Source organism: Stenotrophomonas sp. YJH_SMC_25 (assembly GCF_059369595.1).
On sequence record NZ_JCAFSV010000005.1, the window covers coordinates 59,338 to 85,843 of the forward strand.

Annotated in this window: 28 protein-coding genes and 3 tRNA genes; 11 read left to right on the plus strand and 20 right to left on the minus strand. The window is 65.6% G+C overall.

Annotated features, from left to right (window positions below; translation table 11 throughout):
* The first annotated feature begins 8 nt into the window (after positions 1 to 8).
* Positions 9 to 776 (plus strand): MipA/OmpV family protein, encoded by a 768-nt coding sequence (locus tag AC5P7E_RS08430; RefSeq protein WP_108270463.1) that lies wholly within the window; start codon positions 9 to 11, stop codon positions 774 to 776.
* Between the two features lie 30 nt (positions 777 to 806).
* Entirely contained in the window at positions 807 to 1,091 is a 285-nt protein-coding gene (locus AC5P7E_RS08435; protein WP_005408868.1) for a hypothetical protein, read from the plus strand.
* Positions 1,092 to 1,133: 42 nt separating this feature from the next.
* On the opposite strand, the gene AC5P7E_RS08440 is transcribed toward AC5P7E_RS08435, so the two are convergent.
* A complete protein-coding gene (locus AC5P7E_RS08440; protein ID WP_005408867.1) occupies positions 1,134 to 1,274 on the minus strand; it encodes a hypothetical protein in 141 nt (46 codons plus the stop codon).
* 162 nt (positions 1,275 to 1,436) lie between these two features.
* Between AC5P7E_RS08440 and AC5P7E_RS08445 the strand changes: the two genes are divergently transcribed.
* From AC5P7E_RS08445 to AC5P7E_RS08455, 3 genes are all read left to right on the plus strand, one after another.
* A complete protein-coding gene (locus tag AC5P7E_RS08445) occupies positions 1,437 to 2,006 on the plus strand; it encodes a TlpA family protein disulfide reductase (RefSeq protein WP_005408866.1) in 570 nt (189 codons plus the stop codon).
* A 112-nt stretch (positions 2,007 to 2,118) separates the two neighbouring features.
* Complete coding sequence (locus AC5P7E_RS08450) at positions 2,119 to 2,307, plus strand: hypothetical protein (protein WP_005408865.1); 189 nt, start codon at positions 2,119 to 2,121, stop codon at positions 2,305 to 2,307.
* A 257-nt stretch (positions 2,308 to 2,564) separates the two neighbouring features.
* Positions 2,565 to 2,897 (plus strand): hypothetical protein, encoded by a 333-nt coding sequence (locus tag AC5P7E_RS08455; RefSeq protein ID WP_114618476.1) that lies wholly within the window; start codon positions 2,565 to 2,567, stop codon positions 2,895 to 2,897.
* Between the two features lie 94 nt (positions 2,898 to 2,991).
* On the opposite strand, the gene AC5P7E_RS08460 is transcribed toward AC5P7E_RS08455, so the two are convergent.
* The 3 genes from AC5P7E_RS08460 to uvrB all read right to left on the minus strand — a co-directional run bounded on the left by AC5P7E_RS08460 (position 2,992) and on the right by uvrB (position 5,371).
* A tRNA-Val gene (locus tag AC5P7E_RS08460) sits at positions 2,992 to 3,066 on the minus strand.
* A gap of 98 nt (positions 3,067 to 3,164) precedes the next feature.
* Positions 3,165 to 3,239, minus strand: a tRNA-Val gene (locus tag AC5P7E_RS08465).
* A gap of 107 nt (positions 3,240 to 3,346) precedes the next feature.
* The gene (gene uvrB, locus AC5P7E_RS08470; RefSeq protein ID WP_005408863.1) at positions 3,347 to 5,371 is read right to left on the minus strand and encodes an excinuclease ABC subunit UvrB; all 2,025 of its coding nucleotides are present in this window, start codon (positions 5,369 to 5,371) and stop codon (positions 3,347 to 3,349) included.
* 129 nt (positions 5,372 to 5,500) lie between these two features.
* On the opposite strand from uvrB, the gene AC5P7E_RS08475 reads away from it, so the two are divergent.
* Positions 5,501 to 6,037 carry a GspH/FimT family pseudopilin gene (locus AC5P7E_RS08475; RefSeq protein ID WP_005408862.1) on the plus strand — a complete coding sequence of 179 codons (537 nt, stop codon included), beginning with the start codon at positions 5,501 to 5,503 and terminating at the stop codon, positions 6,035 to 6,037.
* Positions 6,038 to 6,085: 48 nt separating this feature from the next.
* Here AC5P7E_RS08475 and AC5P7E_RS08480 read toward each other — a convergent pair.
* The 11 genes from AC5P7E_RS08480 to grxD form a co-directional block, all read right to left on the minus strand.
* Positions 6,086 to 6,162, minus strand: a tRNA-Asn gene (locus tag AC5P7E_RS08480).
* A 47-nt stretch (positions 6,163 to 6,209) separates the two neighbouring features.
* Entirely contained in the window at positions 6,210 to 6,635 is a 426-nt protein-coding gene (locus AC5P7E_RS08485; protein WP_005408861.1) for a type IV pilin protein, read from the minus strand.
* Between the two features lie 13 nt (positions 6,636 to 6,648).
* Complete coding sequence (locus tag AC5P7E_RS08490) at positions 6,649 to 10,437, minus strand: pilus assembly protein (protein WP_005412814.1); 3,789 nt, start codon at positions 10,435 to 10,437, stop codon at positions 6,649 to 6,651.
* Between the two features lie 11 nt (positions 10,438 to 10,448).
* On the minus strand, positions 10,449 to 10,970 hold the full coding sequence (locus AC5P7E_RS08495) for a pilus assembly PilX family protein (RefSeq protein WP_495222835.1): 522 nt from the start codon (positions 10,968 to 10,970) through the stop codon (positions 10,449 to 10,451).
* Positions 10,971 to 10,973: 3 nt separating this feature from the next.
* Positions 10,974 to 12,143, minus strand: coding sequence for a PilW family protein (locus AC5P7E_RS08500; RefSeq protein WP_005408858.1), 1,170 nt, complete (start codon positions 12,141 to 12,143; stop codon positions 10,974 to 10,976).
* The gene (gene pilV / locus AC5P7E_RS08505; RefSeq protein WP_059033892.1) at positions 12,140 to 12,640 is read right to left on the minus strand and encodes a type IV pilus modification protein PilV; all 501 of its coding nucleotides are present in this window, start codon (positions 12,638 to 12,640) and stop codon (positions 12,140 to 12,142) included. Before pilV ends, AC5P7E_RS08500 begins: the two co-directional genes overlap by 4 nt.
* Positions 12,637 to 13,152, minus strand: a complete 516-nt coding sequence (locus AC5P7E_RS08510) for a GspH/FimT family pseudopilin (RefSeq protein WP_012479676.1) — start codon at positions 13,150 to 13,152, stop codon at positions 12,637 to 12,639. The genes pilV and AC5P7E_RS08510 overlap by 4 nt, the downstream gene beginning before the upstream one ends.
* Before the next feature lie 161 nt (positions 13,153 to 13,313).
* Entirely contained in the window at positions 13,314 to 14,702 is a 1,389-nt protein-coding gene (gene ppnN / locus AC5P7E_RS08515) for a nucleotide 5'-monophosphate nucleosidase PpnN (protein WP_005408855.1), read from the minus strand.
* A gap of 252 nt (positions 14,703 to 14,954) precedes the next feature.
* On the minus strand, positions 14,955 to 18,200 hold the full coding sequence (locus AC5P7E_RS08520) for a TonB-dependent receptor (protein WP_081113781.1): 3,246 nt from the start codon (positions 18,198 to 18,200) through the stop codon (positions 14,955 to 14,957).
* 232 nt (positions 18,201 to 18,432) lie between these two features.
* Positions 18,433 to 19,209, minus strand: coding sequence for an SDR family NAD(P)-dependent oxidoreductase (locus AC5P7E_RS08525; protein ID WP_114618477.1), 777 nt, complete (start codon positions 19,207 to 19,209; stop codon positions 18,433 to 18,435).
* Positions 19,206 to 19,526 carry a Grx4 family monothiol glutaredoxin gene (grxD, locus tag AC5P7E_RS08530; protein ID WP_005408852.1) on the minus strand — a complete coding sequence of 107 codons (321 nt, stop codon included), beginning with the start codon at positions 19,524 to 19,526 and terminating at the stop codon, positions 19,206 to 19,208. Before grxD ends, AC5P7E_RS08525 begins: the two co-directional genes overlap by 4 nt.
* A 121-nt stretch (positions 19,527 to 19,647) precedes the next feature.
* Here grxD and AC5P7E_RS08535 point away from each other — a divergent pair, with 121 nt between their 5' ends.
* Positions 19,648 to 20,226 (plus strand): superoxide dismutase, encoded by a 579-nt coding sequence (locus tag AC5P7E_RS08535; RefSeq protein ID WP_032966020.1) that lies wholly within the window; start codon positions 19,648 to 19,650, stop codon positions 20,224 to 20,226.
* Positions 20,227 to 20,340: 114 nt separating this feature from the next.
* Here AC5P7E_RS08535 and AC5P7E_RS08540 read toward each other — a convergent pair whose 3' ends face one another.
* From AC5P7E_RS08540 to purE, 3 genes are all read right to left on the minus strand, one after another.
* On the minus strand, positions 20,341 to 20,682 hold the full coding sequence (locus AC5P7E_RS08540; RefSeq protein ID WP_019659022.1) for a carboxymuconolactone decarboxylase family protein: 342 nt from the start codon (positions 20,680 to 20,682) through the stop codon (positions 20,341 to 20,343).
* Positions 20,683 to 20,794: 112 nt separating this feature from the next.
* Positions 20,795 to 21,943, minus strand: a complete 1,149-nt coding sequence (locus AC5P7E_RS08545) for a 5-(carboxyamino)imidazole ribonucleotide synthase (protein WP_024956581.1) — start codon at positions 21,941 to 21,943, stop codon at positions 20,795 to 20,797.
* Positions 21,940 to 22,443, minus strand: coding sequence for a 5-(carboxyamino)imidazole ribonucleotide mutase (gene purE / locus AC5P7E_RS08550; protein ID WP_005412808.1), 504 nt, complete (start codon positions 22,441 to 22,443; stop codon positions 21,940 to 21,942). Before purE ends, AC5P7E_RS08545 begins: the two co-directional genes overlap by 4 nt.
* A gap of 58 nt (positions 22,444 to 22,501) precedes the next feature.
* On the opposite strand from purE, the gene AC5P7E_RS08555 reads away from it, so the two are divergent.
* The 4 genes from AC5P7E_RS08555 to AC5P7E_RS08570 all read left to right on the plus strand — a co-directional run bounded on the left by AC5P7E_RS08555 (position 22,502) and on the right by AC5P7E_RS08570 (position 25,153).
* The gene (locus tag AC5P7E_RS08555) at positions 22,502 to 22,771 is read left to right on the plus strand and encodes a Trm112 family protein (protein ID WP_005408847.1); all 270 of its coding nucleotides are present in this window, start codon (positions 22,502 to 22,504) and stop codon (positions 22,769 to 22,771) included.
* Positions 22,768 to 23,619, plus strand: coding sequence for a carboxylating nicotinate-nucleotide diphosphorylase (gene nadC / locus AC5P7E_RS08560; protein ID WP_005408846.1), 852 nt, complete (start codon positions 22,768 to 22,770; stop codon positions 23,617 to 23,619). The genes AC5P7E_RS08555 and nadC overlap by 4 nt, the downstream gene beginning before the upstream one ends.
* 114 nt (positions 23,620 to 23,733) lie before the next feature.
* Complete coding sequence (locus AC5P7E_RS08565) at positions 23,734 to 24,735, plus strand: DUF2272 domain-containing protein (protein ID WP_005412807.1); 1,002 nt, start codon at positions 23,734 to 23,736, stop codon at positions 24,733 to 24,735.
* 67 nt (positions 24,736 to 24,802) lie between these two features.
* Positions 24,803 to 25,153 carry a DUF3301 domain-containing protein gene (locus AC5P7E_RS08570; RefSeq protein WP_005408844.1) on the plus strand — a complete coding sequence of 117 codons (351 nt, stop codon included), beginning with the start codon at positions 24,803 to 24,805 and terminating at the stop codon, positions 25,151 to 25,153.
* Between the two features lie 46 nt (positions 25,154 to 25,199).
* Here AC5P7E_RS08570 and AC5P7E_RS08575 read toward each other — a convergent pair whose 3' ends face one another.
* The gene (locus tag AC5P7E_RS08575; protein WP_005412806.1) at positions 25,200 to 25,652 is read right to left on the minus strand and encodes a ClpXP protease specificity-enhancing factor; all 453 of its coding nucleotides are present in this window, start codon (positions 25,650 to 25,652) and stop codon (positions 25,200 to 25,202) included.
* A gap of 84 nt (positions 25,653 to 25,736) precedes the next feature.
* Positions 25,737 to 26,372, minus strand: a complete 636-nt coding sequence (locus tag AC5P7E_RS08580; protein ID WP_005408842.1) for a glutathione S-transferase N-terminal domain-containing protein — start codon at positions 26,370 to 26,372, stop codon at positions 25,737 to 25,739.
* Between the last annotated feature and the right edge of the window lie 134 nt (positions 26,373 to 26,506).

Here is a 26,506-nt window from a genome sequence, read left to right on the forward strand (position 1 = left end):
GTTGACCGATGCCGCCACTGCCCTCGACCCTGCTGCGCCCGCTGCTGTTCTCCGCTGCCTTTGGCCTGCCGGTGTTCGCGCAGGCCGCCGACAGCAACCCGGGCGTACAGGCCGGCATCAGTGCTGGCGCGACCTCGGGCGCGTATGCGCACTACGACGTCAAGCCACTGGTGGTCCCGTCCATTGCCTGGCAGGGCCAGCGCTTCTTCGCCAGCCCGGGCTCGCTGGGCATGTACCTCTACAAGCGCGAGGGCCTGCGCCTGTCGGCGGCGGTCACGCCCTACACGCTGCGCTTCAAGACCGACGACGTGAACGATCCTCAGCTGCGTCTCCTGCACAGCCGGCAGATGTCCGCCATGGCCGGCATCAATGGTGAATACAGCGCCGACTGGGGCATCGTCGAGGCCAGCGTGATGCGCGAGGTCACCGGGCACGGAGGTGGCATGGAGTCGCGCCTGCACTACAGCTATCCGATCCAGGCTGGTCGCTTCACCTGGGTGCCCAAGGTCGGCGTGGTGCACTCCAGTGCGCGCCTGCTCGACTACTACTACGGCATCAGCGATGAGGAAGCGCTGCGCTCGGGACTTGCCGCCTACAACCCGGGTAGCGCGACATCACCGAGCCTGCAGATCGCAGTCAGCACGCCCCTGGGCACGAAGTGGCGCGCGACCGGCGTGGTCGCCAACCAGTGGTTCGGCGATGCAGTAAAGGACAGCCCGATGGCACGACGCGGCACTCAGTCATCGGCCTTCATTTCCCTGATGCGCTCGTTCTGAACGAGCACCCGCTACGGACAAGGACTCCCCATGGCCTCCGTCTCCCCCACCTCCGAAGCACACGCGATCCTGCGAGCCCCCGATCTGGACAGCGCCGAACGCGTCTACCTTGGCCTGATGCCCGACCTTGAGCACGTAAGCGCGCTTGCACGTCGCGCGCTCGGCCAGTCGCGCGTTGCCGACGCAGCCCGGGGATACGCGCTTTCGATGACCCTGGTCGGGCTGCGCCTGCAGGAACTGGAAATGGGCGAGGCCAGCGCGAAAGAGCACCGGCAGGCCACCCTGCGCAGCCTGCGCCAGGCCTTCAGCGCCTGAGCACCGGCCTGCCGCAACGCGGCGGCAGTGCCGCGCCCCCGCTCAGCGGAACGTGGTCCAGGCCAGCACAGCGGACAACAGGGCGACCCAGATCACTGCCTTGAACGTACCTTCCAGCATGTTGCCGCCGAACAGCAGTTCAAAGAACGGATTGGGCCTGGAAACCGGCACATGATCGCTCATCGTTGAAAGATCCTGGGGATGGGTGGAGGGCATGCACGCATGCCTGCGCGGGCACAACTCTAGTACATGCGCTCCGTCGGAGGATGTGCCGGGAACATCCGCTTAACAACCTGCGCGCCAGTTCGGGTATGTTCGACCCAACGCTGTGTTCAAGGATGATCGATGCTCAAGCGCGTCCTGTTCCCCGTTGTCGCCCTGCTGCTGTCCGTGCTGGTCATCGCGCTCGGATGGCAGAACCGCCAGCTGCGGCAGATCAATGAGCAGATGGCCACGCAGCTGCAGGACATGCGTCTTGCAGCACATGGCCTCGAACTGGGTAGTCGTCCGGATGCGCTGGCGCTGCGCACCACGCAGCAGACCTTCGTCGATATCGGCGGTGCCCGCGAGGTTCCGCAGATCCTCTATTTCTTCTCCACCGCATGCCGCTACTGCCTGGCCTCGGTACCGCAGCTGCAACAGATCGCTGCGGCCCGCGGCAACAGCGAACTGGTCGGTGTCGGCATGCCGCCATACGACCAGCTGGCGGACTACGCCGGCAAACATGCACTGCGCTTCCCGATCGCCATCGACAACGAAGCCGCCGCGTCCACGCGCTATCGCGCCACCGTCACGCCGATGCTGATGGTGCTGGCTGCCGATGGCCGCGTTGCCTACAAGCATGTCGGCCAGCTCGACGCCCAGGTCGTGCAGGCTGCCGTCGCGTCGCTCGCACCGAAGCCGGCGCTGCCCTGATCCCGCGTGCCGCGCATTGCGTCGCGGCCCCCTGTTACCGCATTCGCGCCACAACCGGCACTCCCGTGCCTTCGGCAACTGCAACTCCACAACGCCAACCAAGGAGATACACATGATCGGAAAGAAAGTGCTTTCGTCCGTCGCCGGTATCGTCGTTGTCGCGGCCATGGCCTTCGGCGCCAGCCAGGCCTTCGCCGTCTCGCCCAAGACCGGATATGCACCGGGCTGCGAACCGCACCCGCAGTGCCCGTTCGGCAACGCGGGCAAGCACGGCCAGCTGCTGTGCTGCGACCCGTTGTAACCGGATCCGTGCATGGGGTCGGCATCGCTGGCCCGCCTCACCCGCCGCGGAGCTGAGCCAGCGCCGCGGCCATGACCGGGCCACCCCGCAGTGACCCACCACGCCGGGCCGCCTTGAAGCGCGGCCCGGCACTTCCCGGCCCGGATTCATCCTTCCCGCAGCGACTTGGCGGGCGCTTTTCCGGCTTTCGTCGCATACCGGTTTCACAGCGCAGGGGGCAGTGCCACGCTGGACTCCCTTCTCCGGAGCACCGTGCCATGCCGATGCTTGCCCTGCTGCTGTTGTGCGCTGGCCTGTTCGGCCGCGATGCCGACGCCGGGGATGCCTCCCTGCGCAGCCAGATCCTGCAGGCCGACGCCGGGCAGGCAGAAACATCGTCGGTGCCGGATCGGAAAGCGGCCCCGGCCACCCTGCAGTTGTACTGGCTACGCCAGGATCGCGTATTGCGCGTGGGCAATCAGCCGCCACAGGCCGACGCCCCGCAGCGGCAAGCCGGCTCGGCGCGCTTCGCGCAGGTCTGGGAACGCGTGGACGGGCACTGGCGGCTGCAGCGCATGATCAGCATCGACGAATGGGTTGCCCAGCGCTGACGCTCGGCACCGGCAACCGCCGTAAACGAAAAAGCCGGCCCAGGGCCGGCTTTCATCGTGATCCACCGCTGCACCGGTAATGCCGGGAGCCAGGTGGTGGGCGGTACAGGGTTCGAACCTGTGACCCCTACCATGTCAAGGTAGTGCTCTACCGCTGAGCTAACCGCCCATCTTGTTCCTGCCGCCCGAAAGCTGGCCTTGCTACGTAAAAACCCGGCGCCAGGGCCGGGCTCTTCAGTTCACGACAGCCCCCTTCCGGAGACTTCGTGGTGGGCGGTACAGGGTTCGAACCTGTGACCCCTACCATGTCAAGGTAGTGCTCTACCGCTGAGCTAACCGCCCGTTTTTGCTTCTGAACGTCCGCGATTGCGTCGGTGCAGGCCGCGTATATTACGGATGCCGGCCGTGAAGCGCAACACTTTTGTGAAGAAGATGCTGCACCGCCGCGTTCAGCCCAGACTCGCTTCCTTCAGCTGCCGGATCTGGTCACGCACCCGTGCGGCATCCTCGAATTCCAGGTCCTTGGCGTGCTGGTACATCTGCTGTTCGAGCGCCTTGAGACGCGCCGCCAGCTGGGCCGGACCGAGCGAACGGTAATCGGCTCCGTCCTCGGCAACACCCGCCCTGCCCTTGCCCTTGCCCTTCTTGGCTTCCTTCTCCGCCGCATCCGAACGCGCACCTTCGAGGACGTCGACGATCGGGCGCGCCACCGAGCGCGGCACGATGCCATGTTCTTCGTTGTACTCGACCTGCTTGGCGCGGCGGCGGTCGGTCTCGTCGATCGCTGCCTGCATCGAGCGGGTCACCTTGTCCGCATACAGGATCGCCTTGCCGCGCACATTGCGGGCGGCGCGGCCGATGGTCTGGATCAGCGAACCGGTGGAGCGCAGGAAGCCTTCCTTGTCGGCGTCGAGGATCGCCACCAGCGACACCTCGGGCATGTCCAGGCCTTCGCGCAGCAGGTTGATGCCCACCAGCACATCGAACTTGCCCAGGCGCAGGTCGCGGATGATCTCCACGCGCTCGACCGTATCCACGTCCGAGTGCAGGTAACGCACGCGGATACCGTGTTCGGTCAGGTATTCGGTGAGGTTCTCGGCCATGCGCTTGGTCAGCGTGGTGACCAGCACTCGGTCACCGGCCTTGATGCGCGCGTTGGCCTCGCTCATCAGATCGTCGACCTGGGTGCCCACCGGGCGGATCTCCACCACCGGATCGATCAGGCCGGTCGGGCGCACCACCAGCTCGGTGATCTCGTCGCCGGCCTCGCGGTACTCATACGGGCCCGGCGTGGCGGACACGTAGATCGCGCGCGGGCAGCGCGCCTCCCATTCTTCGAAACGCAGCGGTCGGTTGTCCAGTGCCGACGGCAGGCGGAATCCGAACTCGACCAGGGTCTCCTTGCGCGAGCGATCGCCCTTGAACATGGCGCCGATCTGCGGAATGGTCACGTGCGATTCGTCGATGACCAGCAGCGCGTCCGGCGGCAGGTAGTCGAACAGCGTCGGTGGCGGCTCGCCGGCGTTCTTGCCGGTCAGGTGCCGCGAGTAGTTCTCGATACCGTTGCAGAACCCGACCTCGGCCATCATCTCGATGTCGAACTGGGTGCGCTGTGCCAGGCGCTGCGCCTCCACCAGCTTGTTTTCCGCGTACAGCTGCTCAAGCCGCTCCTTCAACTCCACCTTGATCGTTTCCACCGCGGCCAGCACGCGCTCGCGGGTAGTGGCGTAGTGGGTCTTGGGGTAGACGGTGAAACGCTGCATGTTGCGCATCGTCTCACCGGTGAGCGGGTCGAACAGGGTGATCTTCTCGACCTCGCCGTCGAACAGCTCGATGCGCAGCGCTTCGCTGTCCGACTCGGCCGGGAACACGTCGATCACTTCGCCACGCACGCGGAACGTGCCGCGCTGCAGCTCGTACTCGTTGCGCGTGTACTGCAGCTGGGTCAGGTGATTGATCAGGTCGCGCTGGTCGATGCGCTCACCCTTGGACAGGATCAGGCGCAGCGACAGGTAGTCCTCCGGCGCACCCAGGCCATAGATCGCCGACACCGTGGCCACCACGATCGCATCCGGGCGCGACAGCAGGGTCTTGGTCGCGGCCAGCCGCATCTGCTCGATGTGCTCGTTGATCGAACTGTCCTTCTCGATGAAGGTGTCCGACGAAGGCACGTAGGCCTCCGGCTGGTAGTAGTCGTAGTAGCTGACGAAATACTCGACCGCGTTGTGCGGGAAGAACGCCTTGAACTCACCATACAGCTGCGCCGCCAGCGTCTTGTTCGGCGCCATGATCAGCGTCGGCTTCTGCACGTTCTGGATGACGTTGGCGATGGTGTAGGTCTTGCCCGAGCCGGTGACGCCCAGCAGGGTCTGCTTGGCGATGCCCGCCTCGAAGTTGCTGGTCAGCTTCGCGATGGCATCAGGCTGGTCGCCCGCCGGCGAATACGGCGAGACGAGTTCGAAACGGTCGCTCATGGTGTTGCCAGTTCCCGGGAAAGACAAGTATACGGGGCAAGGGGTGACGGCCGGCTGAGGGCTTTCCGGGCAGGCGGGCGCGGCAGTGCCTGATGGCGGCCGTCCCGCTGCGGCGCGAGGCTTGATGCCATGCATCGCACTCCCGCCCACTGTCGTTCAGCATCACGCGGCGTGCATCTGGTCGAGATGCTGGTGGTGATCGCCATCCTTTCCGTTCTGCTGGCCGTGGGCTGGCCGGCCCTGCGCCCGGTGCTGTTGCGGCAACGCGCCGACGCCCTGCAGCTGACCCTGCATGCCAGTCTTTCCAGCGCCAGAAGCGAGGCCCTGAAGCGCCGCGAACTGATCGGGCTGTGCGCCAGCGACGACGGTGAGCAGTGCTCCCGCGACTGGAGCGCAGGGTGGATCATCTATCGCAGCGGCAGGCACCGGGGGACACCAGCATCCGCCCAGGACATCCTGATCCACCATCAAGGCCGGACCGACATCGCCATCGTCGCCCAGGCCAGCGGTGGACGGCCGCTGCTGTTCTTCCAGCCTGACGGGCGCAGTCCCGGTGCCAATCTGACGCTGCGCATCTGCGCAGGAGACCGGCTGCATGGCAGGTTGGTCATCAACAACGGCGGCCGCATCCGCAGCGAGCGTGTCGACCGCACCCTTCCCTGCTGACGGGCCAAAACGACAAAAGCCGCGATTTCTCGCGGCTTTTGCAGTATCTGGCGCCCGAAGTTGGACTCGAACCAACGACCCCCTGATTAACAGTCAAGTGCTCTAACCGGCTGAGCTATTCGGGCGGGGAGGCGCATTGTACTGGGCGTTCAGAGGAAGATCAACACCTGATTTACCAGCAATCGGAAACCGTGCCGCTGGCCGTTTTGCGGTTGGCCTGGTCCACGCTCAGCGTCCCGCAGCTGTCCTTGGTCTGGTTGCCCTGGGGCGTCGCAGTCAGCGTGAACGAGGACGCCTTGCCATCGAACGTGATCGCGTACCGTGTGGTCCCGCCCTCGCGCGGCGACACCTTGCTGGGCAGCGCGAAGCCCGAGTAGGTGTTGTTCACCGAGTAGTAGCGCTCAGCACGCTGCGCGTATTCCACCAGGTCCGCCTTGGCCACGCCCCGGTGCGACTGGCGGATGTACTGCTGGTACGACGGAACGACAATCGCGGCCAGGATGCCGAGCACGATCACCACGATCATCAGTTCGATGAGGGAGAAACCGTGCTGTTTGCCGGGACGACGCAGGGTACGGGAAAGAGTGTTCAGGCTCATGGGCATGTCTTCGTTACTGGATCTGGCGCCAGGATTGGCGACCGCAGGGATAAGGCACGTACATCGTCGGAGCACCCGCCACGTTGACCGCCATCCAGCAGGCACGTCCGCCTCGATCGGCACCCTTTGCCAGGCGTGGCATCACCGAGACATTGACGTCCTTCACCGGTGCGGTGCCGCCGGTGTCGAGACTCACGCCAGCCGTGCCCGCTCCGTAGGGCGTGCCGGTAATGGACCCGACCCGCGCCTGCTCCAGCGATGCAACACCCGAGATCGGATTGAGGCCAAACAGCCAGTTGCTTCCCTCGGTCGAACAGCCACGGCCACCCGCGGTGGGCATGTAGGTCGGCATGAACACCGTTCCCGACGCCACGGCAGGATTACCAACAAAGCGTTCACCTGCGCCGGGCAGTGCAATGCTCCATCCGCGCGCCGCCCCGGAGAAGGGCGTGGCCGTGACCGTGCGCAACTTGTTGGTGGTGGTCACCGTATAGGCCACCAGATTGGCGGGCACGATCGTGGCCTCCGGCTGGTCCTTGCTGGTGTCGTTGACACCGTACAGCGACTGCGCGGTGAGATCCTGGGGGTCATTGTCGAAGGAGAAGCTGCCGGTACCCAGCACCAGCATCACGCCACCACCGGGTCCGGTCACTGCGGTCATGCCGCCGGTAATCGGCTGGCGATACACCTGGTTGTTGTTGTTGGTCTGGCGCGCCGTGGTGAACACCGGCGTGGTGACCGAGGTCGCCGTGCTTTCCAGGTCGAACTTCCACAGCGCGCCGCGCTGGTCGGCCGCATAGATCGTGTCCGCCAGGCCGTCACGGCCACGTACACGCCCGGTCCCACCGGCGCTGTCGGCGCGCCAACGGTCGACAGCTACGATGTTGCCCAGGCCATTGTCACCGGCAGGTGCGGTTGCTGCGGCCTCGGTAGCAGTGATCATCCGCACCGCGCCCGATCCCAGGTCGACCACGAACAGCACGGCCTTGCGGCTGAGGCTGTTGTAACCGTTGCCGAAGATCGCTTTCCACGCCACCCCGGTCCCTTCCTTCACCGGCACGATCACCGGCTTGCCAAGGACATGACCGATATTCGCCTTCACGGTGCTATCGAGCCCCGGCGCCACGTCACTGATTTCCCACAGGCGATTGCCGGTACCGAAGCTGGACGGCGTGGTCACATCCAGCGCGAACACCGAGCGCCCACCGGCGCCGGCCGTACCGACCAGTGCCGTGGCCCAGTTGCCACCGATCTGCGCGTCCGCCACCGCGATCGGTCCATCCACGTAGTAGCGATGACGGAAGCGCTGGTCGGACTTGTTGGCCGCCACGTAGGGATACAGCAGGTTGGCCATGTGGCCCAGCGCGGTTCCAGGGATGTAGGCGAAGGTCTCGCTGCCACCGGCACCGTCACTTACGCCATTGCCGTTCATGCCACCGTCGAAGGCATGCAGCATGCCGTCATTGGCACCGACATAGACCATGTAGCGGCCATTGTTGCGCTTGCGGGTCAGGTACGTCGCATACGAGGTCGCCATCGCGGTGCTGATGCGCTGGTAGCCATAGTCGTCGCGGGGCGAACTGATCACCGGGCTGGAATTGACAATGTCACCCAGCACGGTGGTACGGGTGCGATAGATGCCCCCCGAGTTGCGCACTTCGCGTGATGCGTCGCCGCGCAGATAAGCCATGGCCGTGGCGATGTCGCCGCCCAGCTTTTCAGCCTCGGTCGCAGAACAGCGCGCAATACCCGGATACTGCTTCTCGTCCTTGTTGCAGAGATCGGTGAAGGCGATGTTGGTGCTGCTGAAGTCAACTGCAGCATTGCCCTTGGTGGCGACGATGGTGCGCGAACGCTGCGCGCCCAGTTTCTCGGCCGCTTCCCACACCTGCGTGTACTCGGTCTGCTGCGTCTTGTCGTTCACCGCAAGCTTGGATGCCTTCAGGCGGCTGAACCAATCGGTTTCCTCGTTGGCCACTTCGAACTGGGGCGTGACCGCCAGCGACCCGGTACCGATACGCGCGCCGGTCAGGCCCTGGCTGCCCGAAGGCGCTGGCCCGGAGGTGACCGACGAGAGCACCCGGCGCATGGCCGTGGTGATGTCTGCCGGAGTACGCGCGTTGATGTACTCACCGCGGGTATTGGTCGCGGCGTGCCAGATGTCATCCACGGTGCTGGGGTTGTCGTTCTGGCGACTTGGCCAGTTGCTGTAGACCGCCGAATCGGTATACGGGTTCTGTTGCTTGTTCGGATCGAACAGATTGCCACGCGCGCCCAGCGTGATCCCGTAGAAGTTGATATGCAGGTCCTTCTTGCAGTCCAGCGACTTGTCAGTGCTGGTCGCACATTGCTCCGGCACCGGCACTTGTCCCCGGGGCATCCGATCATCGGTTCGCAACGGGTTCACGTAGTAGTACGCGGCAATATCACCCATGGTGTTGGAATTGCCATCCGAGAAGGGAGTCCCCATGTCCCCGTCCACGTTGCCCGGGGCAGGTGCGAGGGATGACGAAAGGTTGTTGCCATTGTTGCTGTAGCCGTCGGTGAACAGCATCACCGCATTCTTCTGGCAGGACAGCTTGATGGGGGCATTGTCATCGGTCCGCATGAACTGCAGGCCCGCAGCGTTGACGGCATGTCGATTCGGCGTGCCACCACTGGCCGTCAGCGCGATCATGCTGCTGTAGAGCGCGGACTTCTGCCCGATCACGCTCATGTCCCGGATCGCAAGCCGTTTGTTGGAGTCTGTCGAACTGTTGTAATTCTGGAAATCGTTGATCCGGAAATACCCGACATACATGTCATTGACATTCAATGCGCGCGTCATGCCGGCGATCATCGCCCGGTTGCGGTTACCGTAGTACGAGTACCAGTTGGCGAAGTTCTGCAATGCGGCAGCATCACCGGTCCCGATGACGTACTTCCACATGTCACATCCGGAACCGCAGGCGCCGGTGACCTTGGTTCGCTGGATACCTGCATACGCATTGGCAGTGCCTGGCAACTGCGGATAGGCGTCACCATCGCTGGTGTACGGCATGTAGAACGTTGCGGGCACATAGCGCAGCGACGCATAGCCCGCCGAGCTCCAGGTCGTGCCTCTCGTATTGGCGTTCTCGTTGCCAAAATTACCATTGGCCCTGCTTGCAGTCCTGTAGGACTGCCCGGCCGGTACCGTCATCCCTTCCTGCATCCTCTGGACGTCCCAGGACGAAGTACCCAGATAGCTGCTGGCGATCGCGAGTGTATCTGTCTCACGAGGATCGATGAGGGTGGCCGACGTGCTCGCGTCCGGATACGACTGCACCTCTTCATTTACGATCCGCAACCAGGGCTCGTACTTGATTGCGGGGTCGTAGTAGGTTGGATTGTAGGCCGCTGATCGTGCGAACCCGAAGACATCCAGAGCGGGGATGCCGTTGTAGTTGTTGATCCGGGCGCCCGGCAACACGTAGAAATAGCTGCATTCGCCGGTCTGGATGGCATTGCCCCACCGATCATAGGTGGGGAGTACGTCATCGGGCGTGTTGAGAACACCGGCCGACCGGAAGAAACTCTTCCTCCCGTAGTGCCAGCACGCCGTTCCGTCCTGCCCCGGGAACTGGGTCTGGAAGGTCATCGAACCCGAATCGTCCACCGCCATGATGAATGACGGCGGCGCGGAGACCTTCAGGTTCATCGGGTGCTGCGACAATGTGCCCTGCGCCTGTGCGGCGAACAGGTTCATCGCAAGCCAGGTGCCGCCAGCCACCGCCAGCAACAGCCCGGAGCCGGCCAGGATCTTGATCTTTCGGGTCGCCATGACCGGGTTCCTCAAAGCTTGAAAACAGTGTCGACAGCCGCCGAGGAAGTACCCTCGTTGCTGGTGGCGGCATCGCGATCGGAGCCGAACGCGGTGATCTGGTAGACGCGGGTGGGCTCTTCGCTTTCCGGCGTGCCCATGCCCAGCGTCGATTCGCCCTGGATGCAGGCGTCGATGCGGCGCACGCTGACCACCGGCGCCGCCGACAGTTTCTGCTCTCCCACCCAGCGGGTGGGATCGAAGCCGTCATCGCAGATGCGCTTGATGGCGTCAGCCTTCAACGAGCCGCCGTCGCCGGTATTGTTGTCGATCTCCTCGATCGACCGCTCGGCGTCACGGACCGCCCGCTCGCTGGCCTGGAACGCCACGTTGGCGGCCCGGTAGTTGGAGGACATGCGCTCCTGCATGCTCGCCACCTGCATGCCGACCACGCCGATCAGCGACAGCAGGATCAACAGCATCAGAGCCACGTACAGCACCGCACCGCGCTGCTGCGTACGCCCCTGGAATCGACGGGAGTCGGTGGGCTTCATGGGTCAGTTCCCGAACAGTCGGTTGCGCAGTGCCACGGACACCTCGTAGGAGGCACGGTAACGATCGTCGTAGGTCGTGGGCGGATTGAAGCCAACGCCGAGCACGCCCAGCTGGGCCACGGCCGTATTGGCCTGCTCGGCCGCGGCGCGCTGCGGGCTGCGCACCAGCAGTCCAAACTGCACCAGGCCAACCCGTCGCCACGCAGCGACAGCGGCGGCATCGGTACCGGTACTGACCCCGCTGGCAGTCTTCTGGAAGGCGATTACCCCGGTCGGCGGCGCGGTGCTGCTGATCGCCGTCTCGGTATCCTGGCCGTAGAGGAACTGCAGGCTCTCAATGCCCTCCACCAGCTCCTCACCGGTGGCGAACGTGTTGTCGCCAGCGCCACGCGCGCGGTACAGCGCGGGTTCGCCGGCGGTATTCGTTGCCACGTAGTACGCCATCGATTCCACCCGATAGACCATGGTCACCGCGTTGTTGGCCGAATACGCCGAGAGATCGGCTTTGCTGGCCGTGATCGTGCTGCCGGCGATTTTTCCCGCAAACACGTCCACCTTGCTGCAATCGGCCACGGCAAACGCCGAGGGCGTGGTGACGGCACCGGCCGACAGGCGGGCCGCCGCGTCACTGGCGATCGTGATGTCCGGCGAAGTGCCGGAGCCGATGGACAGCACCGGCGAGCCTTCCGGCGCCAGGTAGCGCATCACGATGATGTCGCTGCCGCCAAGCGGTTTGGGCTTCAGATTGGTGATCGCCGACGGCGTGCTGCCGGCAGCCCCCCAGCTTGCGCCGAGGGTCAGCTTGTTGCCAGGCGCGGTGCCCTGCGCCTCGTAACCCTGGATCGGCACCGAGAAGTCCATCGGGCTGCCATCACCCGACTTCACGCCGGCAATGTTGACCTTGACACTGTCCTGGGCGCGCACCAGGTGCGCCTGGTCATTCACGCAGCCCATGTGCCCGGCCATCCGGATGTCGCGCTCGAGGAACTCCAATGCGAATCGGGCGTTCTCCTGGGTGCGCGCGACACCTTCGGACAGCTGCGAGGCCGCCCGCGAAGCCATGAAGATCTGGGTCACGCCCAGCATCAGCACCAGGCCGATGACCAGCGAGATCAGCAGTTCAACCAGCGAGAGGCCAGCCGCATGGCTGGCAGCGGAAGGCGCGCGCTTCATAGACGGGTAACCAGGGTGAACGTGGTGATGCTGTCGGGATTGGCTGCGTTCCATCGCTCGTCTCCCCAGCCGATGCCCACCGTGACCAGACCATCATTGACGGTCACGTTGGCGCTGGCCTTGCCTCCCAGCACCTTGACGACCTGGCATTGCCAGCGCGCCACGTTCGCCTTGGAGGCTGTCACGTCGGCACTGTTGGGCCAGGTGCAGGGGCCAGCCGGCGCGGTGACCGAGCCGGCAGTGAAGGAGGCCTTGGTGTATTCGCCACCGTTGAGGGTCTCGCTGCGCTGCACGCGCATCAGCTCGATCAGATCGTAGGCCAGGCTGGTGGCCTGGGTGCGCTGGCTGGCGCTCTGCACGAACCGCACGTTCATGGTCTGCAGCAGCGCAAAGCCAAGCAGGCCGAACGCCAGCACCAGCAGCGCGATCAGCACCTCGATCAGGCTGAAGCCACGACTGCGGGCAGCCCCGCCCATGCCGGAACGACGACGTTTCATTTGCAGGTTCCTCCGGTGGAGCGGACCTGGCCGGAGAACAGGACGGTCAGGGTCCGCATGGGGTCACCCGTCTTGCAGCCTTGCGGCACCAGGCTCACGACCTGGTCGGCGGACGCGCGGCGGCGTCCCTGGGAATCGAAGGTGATGACGGTTGGGCTGGGAGCCTCGACCGCCAGGCTGCTGCTGCCCTTGGAGAAGCGCAGCACGCTTTCGCTGCCGCTGACGGAGCCATCGCCATCGGCGTCGCCCCAGGCCAGCATGCCCTTGCTCCACTCACCATCGCAGGACGTGCCGTTGCTGCTGCCGCACACCCCGCCACCATGGCGGTTGCGGATGGCCTCGCTGCGAGCGAGCGACAACAGACCGATCACCTCGTTGTTGGTGGTGGTCAGCCGGTTCGAGCGCATCGCGGTGCGGAAGCTGGGATAGGAGATGCTGGCCAGAATGACCAGGATGACCAGCGTGATCATCAACTCGACCAGCGTGAAGCCGTTTTGCCGGCGCAAAGACATTGGACGCTCCCCAGCGTGTTGATGGCCACGATGGGCCATCGTCCCGCCACCGGCAAGCGGCGGCAGGATGAACGGTCAATCCAGGGCGACGGGCGTCAAAGCCTTGACGACCCGCACCTTCCCACCCCGGCCGGCGCGATCCCCATCGCACCGGCCCGGGCTCAGGCCAGCACCTGGTAGCAGGGCTGGTATTCGCCGGAGATCTTCATCCGGCGCTGCTCGACGAAAGCGCGCAGCAACGCGTCCAGCGCCTGCATCATGTCCGGGTCACCATGGATCTGGAACGGTCCGAACTGTTCGATGCGACGCATGCCGTCTTCCTTCACGTTGCCGGCGACGATGCCCGAGAACGCGCGGCGCAGGTCGGCCGCCAGCGCATGCGGCGCACGCCCGTGGTGCAGGTCCAATGCGGCCATCGCCTCGTGGGTGGGCACGAACGGCTGCTGGTACTCCCACGGAATCTCGATCGACCAGTTGAAGAAGAACGAGTCCTTCTGCGCCAGGCGGTGCTCGCGCACGCGCTTGATGCCGTTGGCCATCTTCTTCGCCACCGCCACCGGGTCGCCGATGATGATCTCGTAGCGCTCGGCGGCCGCGTCACCCAGGGTCAGGCGGATGAAGCGGTCGATCTGCTCGAAGTACGGCGCCGCCACGGTCGGTCCGGTCAGGATCAGCGGGAACGGCAGGTCCTTGTTTTCCTCGCGCAGCAGGATGCCGAGCAGGTACAGGATTTCCTCGGCGGTACCTACGCCACCGGCGAACACGATGATGCCGTGGCCGATGCGGACGAAGGCCTCCAGGCGCTTCTCGATGTCCGGCATGATCACCAGGTGGTTGACGATCGGGTTCGGCGACTCGGCGGCGATGATGCCCGGCTCGGTCAGGCCGATGTAGCGCGTCACGGTACGGCGCTGCTTGGCATGGGCGATCGTGGCCCCCTTCATCGGGCCCTTCATCGCGCCCGGGCCGCAGCCGGTGCAGATGTCCAGGCCGCGCAGGCCCAGTTCATAGCCCACCTGCTTGGTGTACAGATACTCGTCGCGCGAGATCGAGTGGCCGCCCCAGCACACCACCAGGTTCGGGTCACCCGGGTTGAGGATGCGCGCATTGCGCAGCAGGCCGAACACCGCGTTGGTGATGCCCTCGGACGACTCCAGCTCGGCCGCGTAGGCAGGGCCCATCTCGATGGCCATGTAGGCCAGGTCACGCACCACGGCGAACAGCAGTTCGGCAACACCGCGGATGATCTCGCCATCGACGAAGGCCATGGCCGGTGCGTTGACCAGGTCGATGCGCACGCCGCGATCCTGCTGCGCTACCTGGATGTCGAAATCGGGATACAGATCGCGCGCCGCGCGCGGATCGTCAGAGGCACTGCCGCTGGTCAGCACGGCCAGCGCGCAGCGGCGCAGCAGCTCGTGCATGCCGCCGGCAGAGGCATCGCGCAGGCGGGCCACTTCGGCCCGCGACAGCACATCCAGCCCACCGCGCGGGTAGATCCGTGCGTCCTGCACCGGCAGTGCGCGGGCTGATTTTTCGTTCGTGGTCATGTCCAATTTTTTGCTTCCTTCAAGGTTTCCGACTGTACTGCCGCCCCCTTAAAAAGCAAAACGGCCGGGAAGCCCGACCGTTGGATGTGTGCTCCCCGCGTTCGCCTTTCCGGGACCGCATCGGCGGCGTTGGCACCGCGCACATTTCCGGATGCTACGCCGATGCAGAGTGGCCTGCAAGGACTTTCGCCTGAACGGAAAACGGCCGGGTTTCCCCGGCCGTTTCCGTTTACATCATCAAGCCCTGACGGATCAGAACTTGTACTTCAGGGTCAGCTGCATCGACCAACGCGACACGGCGGTGTTGCCCTTGTCGTTGTTGTTTTCCTGGATCGAGGAATTGTCGGTGCGGCCGGTGAAGTTGTACAGGTACTTGCCGGTAGCCGGGTCGATACCCGAGTAGTTGGCAACGCGACGGGTGGCGTAGAAGCCGTAGTCGTCGATCAGGCCCCACTTCTTGTTCAGCAGGTTGCCGACATTCATGATGTCCAGGGCGACTTCACCCTTGTGACCCTTCACGAAGCCCGGGAATTCCTGGCTGATACGGACGTCGAAGCTGTTGACCCACTTGGCGCGGTGCGAGTTGGCCGGGACCACGCTGCCACGGTAGGCCTCAAGTTCCGGGTTCTGCGCCAGCCAATCGAAGAACTTCTTCTCCATGTCGGCGCCGCCGGTGAAGATCACGTCACCCGGGCCCTTCGGCACGTAGAACAGGTCGTTGGTACCGGCACCGTCGCCATTCACGTCGTTGTAGTAGACGTAGCTGTACGGACGGCCCGAACGGCCTTCATAGAACAGGCCAACGCGGGTGGCGTTGTCACCGAAGAAGTTGTGCTTCCACTCCAGGGTACCGGTGATGCGGTCCTTGATCGCGTAGCGCGAGTTGTACGCAACGTTGTCGTTGGCGTTCAGGCTCAGCGTGTTGTTCCAGTTCGAGGTGTTCTGCGAGCTGGACAGCGGGCTCACTTCCTTGGACTGGGTGTAGGTGTAACCCAGCGACCAGCCCCAGTTCTCGGTCAGCGGCTTGGCCAGCGAGAAGGTAGCCTGCGAACCGCGACCCTTGTCGGTATTGCGCAGCAGGATCACGTCGCCGATGTCACCCGGACGGTTGACGCGGTCACCCGGGCAGGTCCGATCGGTCGCCGAGCAGGCGCGACCATTCTTCTGGCCAGCCTGCATGCCGTTCGGGCCGGCATTGGCACCATTCATGCCGTAGTCGTTCCAGTACAGCGCGCGACCGTCCTGACCGACCGAACGGTTGGCATTCGGGGTCATCACGTCCAGGCGGTCGAAGTACAGTCCATCCTTGACCTTGGTGAACAGCACTTCAGCCGACGCCACGATGCCGTACCACGGCAGCTCGTGGTCGAACGCCAGGTTGGCCTTCCACACCGACGGCAGACGGGTGCCCGGAGCGATCAGGTCAACGTTCTGGCGGGCCGAGGCCAGCGACGGGTTCGGGATGTACGGGTTGTCGGCGTCGAAGCTGAAGCCACCCGGGTTGCGGGTCAGGTTGTACTCGGAGTAGTTCAGGCCGGTGTTCTGGTAGGCACCTGCCAGCCACACGTTCGGAGCAGCGCCGCCGAACAGGCCAACGCCACCGCGCAGCTGGGTCGGACGATCGGTGTCGAAGGTGTAGTTGAAGCCGACGCGCGGCTGGAACAGCTTCTTGTCGACCAGCTGGGTGTTGTTGAAGCCGTACAGCTGTTCGATGCGCGGGTTGTACAGGCGCTGGGTGCTGAAGTCCGGCATGTCGATACGGATACCGAACATCAGGCTCAGGTTGTAGTTGATCGCCCAGGTGTCCTGGATGAACAGGCCGGTGTTCTTCAGGTGGAACTTGGCCGGAATGTCGTCAACGCTGCCGCCGGCGCGCGGGACGCGCACCTGGTAGGCCGACGGGGTACCGGCTTCAAACGCAGCCAGGTCGGCGAACTCGTACGCGCCGTACAGGTTGCGGCCGTAGAAGTTCATCAGGTCGTTGTCGGTGTAATCGAAACCGAACTTGACGGTGTGGTCACCGATGTACCAGGTACCGGCACCGAAGGCGCTCAGTTCCTTCGACTCGACGATGTTGGTGTGGGTGTTCTGCTCGGTACCCAGGTACAGCGAGTTGTTGCCGAAGCGCACGCGGATCTGCGGCAGGTGCGAGGCAGCAACGCGGTTGGACGAGTAGTCCTTGTGCGAAACCTTGAACTCGGTCGAGAAGTTCTCGGACCAGTCACTGAACAGTTCACCCATCCAGGTTTCGTACTGGGTCGGCTGGGTGTACCAGAAGTCGCTCAGCGAGATGGCGCTGTTGTTGACCTGCGGGAAGCGGACGACGTCCTGCTTCATCTTGTTGTAGCGCAGGGCCGCGCGGTGGTTCTCGTTGATGTTCCAGTCGAGCTTGATCGCGTACTCTTCGATCGAGGTCTTGTTGTCCAGCGCGCCGATGCCGCCAACCGGGTAGCCCAGGTCGGACATGCGCTTCTGCACGCGGGCGATGTCGGCGTCGCTGATGCCGTTCGGCTTGTTGTACGGGGTTTCGCCGAGGCTCACGCCGCCGCCGCTACGCTCGTACTTTTCATAGTTGGTGAAGAAGAACAGCTTGTCCTTGACGATCGGGCCGCCCAGGGTCATGCCGTAGGTCTTCTCGTCCTTGAAGCCGTTGAAGTCCGTCGTGTCGCCTTCCAGGCGCGTACGGATCATGTCCTTGTCGCGGTAAGAACCGTACACGGTGCCGTGGAACTCATTGGTACCCGACTTGGTCACGGCGTTGATCACCGCACCGGTACCGCCGGCGATGGTGGTGTCGTAGTTGGCCAGGTCGATGTTGATTTCCTGGATGGCATCCATCGACACCGGCTGACGCTCGGTCGGCAGGTTGTTGGAGCCCAGGCCGAACGGATCGGAGGCGCTGATGCCGTCGATGCGGATGGCGTTGTAGCGGGTGTTCTGGCCACCGGCCGAGATCGCGCCGTCAGCCTTGCTGACCTGCGAGATGCGCGGGTCCAGGCGGATGTAGTCCTGGATGTTGCGGTTGGCCGACGGCAGCGCGTCCATCGTTTCGCGGGTCACGTTGCTGCCGGTGCCCATCTTGTTGGCGCTGAACAGGTCCAGGCCGCCGGCGGTCGCAACAACGTTCACCGCGTCCAGGTTGGTCGCAGCCAGGTCACCGCCCAGGTTGGCGTTGACGGTGTTGACCTGGTTCAGGTTCAGGTAGACACCCTCTTCGGTCTTGGTGCCTTCACCGGACTTGGTGATGGTGATGGTGTACGGACCACCCACGCGCAGGCCGCGCGCGTTGTATCGACCCGACGCATCGGTGGTGGCACGCGAAACGGTGCCCGACTCGGTGTGGGTGATGGTGACTTCAGCGCCGGCGACAGGCTGGCCTGCGGCGGACATCACCTGGCCGCCGACACCGGCAGAGGTGCTCTGGGCGAAGGCGGGAGCGGCGGCGAGCGCAGCCACGAGACCAAGGGTGAGCTTGGACATCCGGAGTGGGTGGGTCATTTTTCGGTAGCCTCGATGCGAGTTGGCGATGGCGGAAAAAAAGCGCATCCAAACAGCCCTGCGGGTGGCTGGTCGGAGATTTATCTGGGGTTCCCTACCGCTTGGCTGAAGGCAGCCACAACGGTTAACACTAGATTAACACGCTACGCCATCAATGTGACGGTTGTGCGACAAACGGCACCGGATCGCAACGCAATCGTGACGGGTTCTTCACTCCGCCTTTCCCCCGGCCTCATTCCGGCAGGGGCGCCTCACTGGCGTCGAGAATCCGGCCCCGCCAGGCAAGCCCAGCGCTGGACAGCAGGGTCACGGCCGCCGCAGCGGCGGCCTCCGGGCCCCGGGCGGCCGGGTCCTGGTCGACGGAATAGGCCCTGGCGCGCAGCGCCGTGCGCAGGGGGCCCGGATACAGGCCGCTGACCCGCACCGGGCTGCGGCCGAGTTCGTCATGCAGGCTGGTGATCAGCCCGCGCAGGCCATGCTGGGCCACACCGTATCCACCCCAATAGGCCTGCCCCACCCGTTCGGAGGCATCGACCGCAAACACCAGGGCCGCGTCGTCGCGCTGCCGCAGCAGCGGCAGGCAGGCCTGGGCCAGCCACGCCGGGGCAGTGAGGGTGACATGCACCGCACGGGCGAAACTGGCCGGGTCGGCCAGTTCGAACGGGGTCAATCCGGGGAAATGGGCGGCACAGACCAGCATTCCATCCAGGCGCCCCAGCTCGCGCTGCAGGGCCTGGGCCAGTTCGGCATAGTCGTCGGGGCCTGCCCCCTCCAGATCCAGCGGATACAGCAGCGGTTCCGGGCCGACGGCCTGGACCTGGGCATAGACACGGTCCAGGCGGCGCGGCTTGCGGCCCAGCAGGACCACGGTGGCCCCGGCGGCGGCGGCGGCAACGGCCGCCGCACTGCCCAGCCCACCGCCGGCGCCGGCAACCAGCACCACGCGATCCTGCAACGGGCGGCCATCGAGCGCCCCGTTGGTCGGTGACGTCGATGGCCAGGCACTCATCCCTGGGTCGCCTCTTCGACGATGCGCTTGAGCTCGCCGGCTTCAAACAGTTCCAGGACGATGTCGCAGCCGCCGATCAGCTCTCCATTGATGAACAGCTGCGGGAAGGTCGGCAGGTTGGAGAACCGCGGCAGGTTGGCGCGGATCTCGGGTTCTTCCAGCACGTTGACGGTGCGCAGGGTGACCGCGCCGGCTGCCATCAACGCCTGTACGGCGCGGCTGGAGAAACCGCACATCGGGTATTGCGGGGTGCCCTTCATGAACAGCACGAGCGGGTAACGATCGACCTCGGCCTGGATTTGCTGCATTACCGCCACAACCTCACTCCTTGCTTCGCCGGACAAACCGACCGCGGTGGTCGGCTAGACTGCCCACGGTAGCCGCCATTGTAAGCGGATGGAACCGGCTGCCGCCGCCCCTCTGGCCACGAACCTGTCCATGCCTGTCGAATTGCCTGCCCTGCCCTACCTTTCCGGCTCCCTGCAGCCGCACCTGTCCGCACAGACCCTGGAGCTGCACCACGGCCGCCACCATCGCGCCTACGTGGATGCGGTCAATGCCGGCATCCTCGGCACCGAGTGGGAAGACGCGTCACTGGAAGAGATCGTTCGCCAGGCCCAGGGCAAGCTGTTCGATGCGGCCGCTCAGGCGTGGAACCACGGCTTCTACTGGCAGTGCCTGCGACCGCGTGGCGGTGGCGAACCGCAGGGTCGGCTGGGCGAGCTGGTGAAGCGCCAGTTCGGCGACGTGCAGCGCCTGCGCGAGGAATTCAACCGCACCGCGCTGGGCCTGTTCGGCTCCGGCTGGGTGTGGCTGGTGCAGCATCCGGGCGGACAGCTGGGCATCCAGGCGACCCGCAATGCCGGCACGCCGCTGACGGGTGAAAGCACGCCGCTGCTGTGCTGCGATGTCTGGGAGCACGCCTACTACACCGACTACCAGAATGATCGCGCGCGCTATCTGGACGCGTTCTGGCAGATGGTCAACTGGGAATTCGCTGAGAGCCAGCTACGCTGAGGCAGCGGCTCCGCCCCGGGGTAGTGCCGGCCGCTGGCCGGCATCCCCATCGGTGTACAGAGATGGCGAATCTGCCAGCCAGCGGCTGGCACTACCGGAAAGCAGAGCGTGGCTTCACGCGTTCTCGTGCGCGGCCACCGCATCCATCACCCGCGCCGAGTACACCAGCGCGGCGCCGGCGTTGAGCGACACCGCCACGCCCAGCGCCTCGGCGATTTCCTCGCGGCTGGCACCATGCTTGAGCGCTGCATCCACGTGCACGGTGATGCAGCCGTCGCAGCGGGTGGTGACCGCCACCGCCAGCGCGATCAGCTCCCGGGTCTTCGCATCGAGGTGGTTGGTCTGCGCGCCAGCGTTAGCCAGGGTGGCGTAGCCCTTGACCGTATCCGGTGAGAGCTTGCCGATCTCACCGATACGGCCCTTCAGTTCCTTGCGGTAGGCATTCCAGTCGAGCATGGGGGTGACTCCTGTGAAAGGAGCTCCACGCTACCACCGGGAATGTTGCGCCGATGCCTGCACCGGCGCTTCACAGCGTTGCACTGCCGGCCAGCGGCCGGCACTACCGGGCTCAGCGATTGCGCAGCGCGTGCACCGCCGGCGCCACCTGGGCCTGGCGATCCAGCTCCAGGCCGACCTGCTCCAGCGCATCGGCCAACGCGGCAGCATCGTCATCGCGCAACGTGGCGTGGCCGACCTTGCGGCCTTCGCGCGGCTCCTTGCCATAGTCGTGCCAATGGCCGCTGGCCTGGCCCAGCACCGGTGCCGGGTCCGGCATCGCGCCCAGCCAGTTCAGCATGCAGGCGTGGCCGAGCATGCGGGTGCTGCCCAGCGGCAGGCCCAGCACGGCACGCAGATGGTTCTCGAACTGCGAGGTCTCGCTGCCCTCGATGGTCCAGTGGCCGGAGTTGTGTACGCGCGGCGCCATCTCGTTGGCCAACAGCTCGCCATCGCGACAGAACAGCTCCAGCGCGAACACGCCGACGTACTGCAGGTGCTCGGCGACACGGCGGGCATAGCCGATCGCGGCCTGCTGCTCGGCATCGGACAGCACAGCCGGTGCCACGCTGGCCGACAGCACGCCGTCGACATGCCAGTTGCCGGTGACCGGCCAGGCTTCGAAGCTGCCATCGCGGCCACGCACGGCGACCACGCTGACCTCGCGCTGGAACGCTACGAAGCCTTCCAGGATCAGGCCGGTACGCTCGACCTGCGCGCCCAGTGCATCCCACGCGGCGTCGATGTCGGCCTCGCTGCGCAGGCGGAACTGGCCCTTGCCGTCATAACCAAGGCGGCGGGTCTTGAGGATGCAAGGCAGGCCAAACTCAGCCGCCTTCGCAGCCAGCTCGTCACGGCTGCGGATATCAGCGAAGGCCGGCAGCGGGATGCCCAACTGCTGGAAAAGGGTCTTCTCGCTCAACCGGTCCTGGGCCACCGCCAGCGCGGCCGGCGGCGGATAGACCGGCACGCGGTCGGCCAGGAACTGCGCGCTGTCTGCGGGCACGTTCTCGAAATCGAAAGTGACCACATCGACCTTGGCGGCGAACTCCGCCAGCGCATGGCGGTCATCGAAGGCACCGACGGTGAGCGGCGCCAGCGGGCCACTGCAGGCGTCGGCCGCCGGGTCGTACAGCTGGAAGCGCAGTCCCAGCGGCGCACCGGCCAGGACCATCATGCGGGCGAGCTGGCCGCCGCCCAGGATGCCGACGGTCAGGCTCATTGGCGCGGATCGTCGTGGGCCATCACGTCTTCGGTCTGGCGTGCACGGAAGGCGTCGAGCGCCTGGCCGATCGCCGGCTGGTCGCTGGCCAGCATCGCAGCAGCGAACAGCGCCGCGTTGGACGCGCCGGCATTGCCGATGGCGAAGGTGGCGACCGGGATGCCGGCCGGCATCTGCACGATCGACAGCAGCGAATCCATGCCGTTGAGGGCCTTGGACTGCACCGGCACGCCCAGCACCGGCACGGCGGTCTTGGCGGCGATCATGCCCGGAAGGTGGGCGGCCCCGCCGGCACCGGCGATGATCGCGCGCAGGCCACGCGGGCCCGCCTGCTCGGCGTAACTGAACAACACATCCGGCGTCCGATGCGCGGACACCACCTTCACTTCGAACGGAACACCCAGGGCTTCAAGCTTCTGGGCGGCGTGCTGCATGGTTTCCCAGTCGGAACGGGAACCCATGACGATGCCGACAAGCGGCGCGATCGGGTTGGGGGTCATTGGCCGTCACCTGCCTTAAAGACGTATTCTAGCCATCTTCCACGCAAGACGAAGAACCATGGATCGCAAGCTGCTCGACCTGCTGGTGTCGCCGGACACCCGCCAGCCCCTGTCCCTGCTGGATGGCAAGGGCCTGGAAGCCCTCAACAAGGCCATTTCCGCCGGCGCGGTGAACAAGGCCGATGGCAACCCGCTGGCGCAGCCGCTGCGCGAAGCGCTGGTCACCCGCGACCGCAAGCAGGTGTTCCGCGTTGACGACGGCATCCCGGTGCTGCTGGCCGAGGAAGCCATCCCGACCGCCCAGATCGCCGACTTCCCGGCCGCATGAGCGCGCTGCCGACGCCGGATGCGGCCGTTGTCGCCGCCGATGTCGCGCGGGCGCTGGCCGAGGACCTGGGCAGCGGCGACGTCACCGCCGCCCTGCTGCCCGACCAGGCCGACAGTGCTTACCTGCTGTGCAAGCAGGACGGGGTGATTGCCGGCCGTCCGTGGTTCGACGCAACCCACCGCGCACTCGACCCGGACGTGCGCATCGAATGGCGTGTCTCCGAAGGTGACGCGGTCACCGCAGGCACCGTGCTGGCCCTGCTGCACGGGCGCAGCCGCAGCCTGGTCAGCGCCGAGCGCACCTCGCTGAACTTCCTGCAGACGCTGTCTGGCACCGCCACCACCACTGCCCGCTACGTGGCGGCGGTGGCCGGTACCGGCACGCGCATCCTCGACACCCGCAAGACTCTGCCTGGCCTGCGCCTGGCGCAGAAGTACGCAGTGCGCTGTGGCGGCGGCGACAACCACCGCTTCGGCCTCTATGACACGGTGATGCTGAAGGAAAACCACATCCGTGCCGCCGGTTCGCTGGCCGCGGCGGTGGCCGCCGCGCGCCGGCAATGGCCCGCGCTGCCGCTGGTGGTCGAGGTCGAGGACCTGGCCCAGCTGCGCCAGGCGCTGGAAGCCGGTTGCGAGCGCATCCTGCTGGATGACTTCAGCCCCGACCTGCGCCGCGAGGCAGTGCGCATCACGGCCGGCCGCATTCCGCTGGAAGTGTCAGGCAGCGTGGGCCTGGGCGGCCTGCGTTCGATCGCCGAGGACGGCGTTGACTGCATCTCCATCGGTGGACTGACCAAGCACGTGCAGGCCATCGATCTGTCGCTGAAGCTGGGCCCGCCGCCGGGTTGAGGCCTGGCGTGGGGGCCGATCCGTTGTCCATGGGAAAAGGGATCTGACCCCGTTCTCACACCCGGCGTTCACGACAGCGCTGCGACGCTGAGGTATCCCCCACAGGAGCCGCGCATGCGCCGGATGCTCTTGCCTGCCTGCCTGCTGCTGGCCGCGGCACCGTTGTCCGCAGCGGCCGCCGAGGCCTGCGATGTTCCGCCCCGCTTCGGCCTGAGTCCGTTGGCGGTGGCCATCCGCAACACCGCCTGCAATGAGCACCGGCTCTGGTACCGGCCCTTCATCGATCGTGAAGGCCGTGCCGCCAGCCTCAGCGTCACCGAAGCCGAAAGCGATCACTTGGCAGACAATGGCCTGATCGCCTGGCAGCGCGTGGCCGGCTACTGGCGCAACAGCGGCACACTCAATGCGATGGGCAGCATCGCGGGCGCCAGCAGCTGCCTGGCGCCGTTGGGCACGCGCTACACCGACAGCGACTGCCGCGCCTTCCTGATCGACAACCCGTGGTCGGCCGCGTTCATTTCCTGGGTGATGGTGCAGTCCGGCGTTCCTGGCTTCAATACGTCGCCACGCCACATCGACTACATCCGTGCCGCCTACCAGGGCGGCCCCTCGGGCGTGCCGTACCGGCTGGTCGACCCGGCCACGGCCAAACCCGCACCGGGCGACCTGCTGTGCTTCCTGCGCGACCGCAGCACCACGCTCAGCTACAGCGGGCTGGTGCAGGCACTGGGCAATGGCTCGGTGGGCCACTGGAAATCGCATTGCGAAGTGGTGGTGGCGGCCAACCTCGGCGGCGACCAGACCCTGTACCTGGTCGGTGGCAACGTGATGAACACCGTAGCGATGCGGTTGCTGCAGCTGGATCGTACGGGGCTGATCAAGCTGCCTCCGGCACGCGAACGCAACAGCACCGGCATCGACCCCGGCTGCACACCAGGTCGCGAGGACGAATGCAGCTTCAACCGGCAGGACTGGGCAGCGCTGCTGCAGCTGACTGCAACCTCACCGCTGGTGATGCCCTCGCCCACTGCGACGCCGATGCAGCCCACTCCGGCACCGCAACCGGTCATCGTGCCCGCGCAGCCGATGTCCAGCGAACCGCAGCCGCGGCGGTGAGTGCAGCGCTTGATCCAGCGCGCGTTCGCCGCCATCTTTGCGGGATCGACCCCTGACGGCTGACGCCATGCCCACCCTGCTGCTGTTGCTGATTGCCGGCGGAATCATCTATTTCTTCTGGAACGCGGCGCGTTCGGCCGCCGAGCGCGCGGTCGAACTGGGGCGCAATGCCTGCCGTGCTGCCGACGTGCAATGGCTGGATCAGGCGGTGCACGCCACCGGCCTGCGCCTGTCGCGCGGCGAAGATGGCCGGCTCGGCTTCGAACGTACCTTCAAGTTCGAGTATTCCTACGACGGCATCGATCGCCACGTGGGCCGCATGGTGCTGCGCGGCGACCAGCTGATCTCATTCACTGGTCCGGGCGCGGCGCGGATCAGCCAGATCCGCGCGGATGTGGACGATGCCGAGGATGTGTAAGGGCTGAAGGCGTGCCGACCAACGGTCGGCACCCACCGTTACCTGGTTACTTGACCACGCGCAGGTTCGGGCGCCCCTTCGGCGGCGGGCTGGCTGGCGGCGTATCGTCCGGCGGCGTGCCTTCCTCGTGCAGCAGCTCATCGCTGGTCGGAGCGGTCTCGTTGCCCGGGATGTCATCCGGTAGCGCCATGCCCTGCCCGGTCTCGCGGGCGTAGACGGCCAGCACGGCGCTGATCGGCACCTGCACCGGGTAGCTGGTACCGGAGAAGCGCGCCGAGAAGCTCACCATCTCGTTGTCGATCATCAGTCGCACGACAGCACGTTCGGCGATGTTGAGCACGACCCGGCCATCCTTGACCGCCGAAGGCGGGACCTGCACGCCGGGAACGCCGGCGTCGACCAGGATGTGCGGGGTCAGCTGGTTGTCGTTGATCCATTCCACCAGCGCCCGCAGCAGGTACGGGCGGTGGCTGGTCATGTGGAAGAAGTCTTCGGTCATGCGTGAAGTGTACGCGCCCGGCGCCCCGCCGGGGCGGATCACCTGCACGCCGGTCGGCGTGCAGACGGGTAACGCAGGCCCGGATCAGACCGGCAGATCGCGCAGCTTCTTTTCCTGATCGGTCAGGCTGCGGACGAAGCCCGGGTGGCGGAAGATGCGATTGCCGTAGTCCTCGATCGCCTTGCCGTCCTTCGGCAGCGGTACGTCCAGCGACTGCAGGCGCCAGATGATCGGCGCCATCGCGCAGTCGGCCAGGCTCATTTCCGGGTTGAGGAAGAACTTGCTGGCCTTGAACAGCGGCAGCGAGGCGGTCAGCAGCTCCTTCAGGCGCTTGCGGCCAGCCTCGGCCTGGGTCTTGTTGCCGAGCTGGATGGCCTGCACCTGTGGCACCCAGTCGTGCTCGATGCGCAGCATCGCCAGGCGGATGCGCGCACGCGAGAGCGGATCGACCGGCATCAGCGGCGGATGCGGATAACGTTCGTCCAGGTACTCGCTGACCACTGATGCGGCGTACAGCACCAGCTCGCGTTCGACCAGGGTCGGCACCGAGTGATACGGATTGAGGTCGATCAGGTCTTCAGGCGGGTTCTGTGGATCGACCGGAACGAAGTCGAAGGTCACACCCTTGGCCGCCAGGACCAGGCGTACACGGTGGCACAGTACATCGTCGTTCGAGGAAAACAGCGTCAGTGTATTGCGCATGCGTACGCTCGCCGCCATCAAAGGCTCTCCCACGACAGGAGACCGCCTGCCGCATCGGCGCCGCCGGCACCGTGCCGACGGTCGACTCCTCCCCGAGTGTGCAACCGACCATCACAAAAGCCAATAGGCCCGTGCGATGGCCGGCGGCAGAT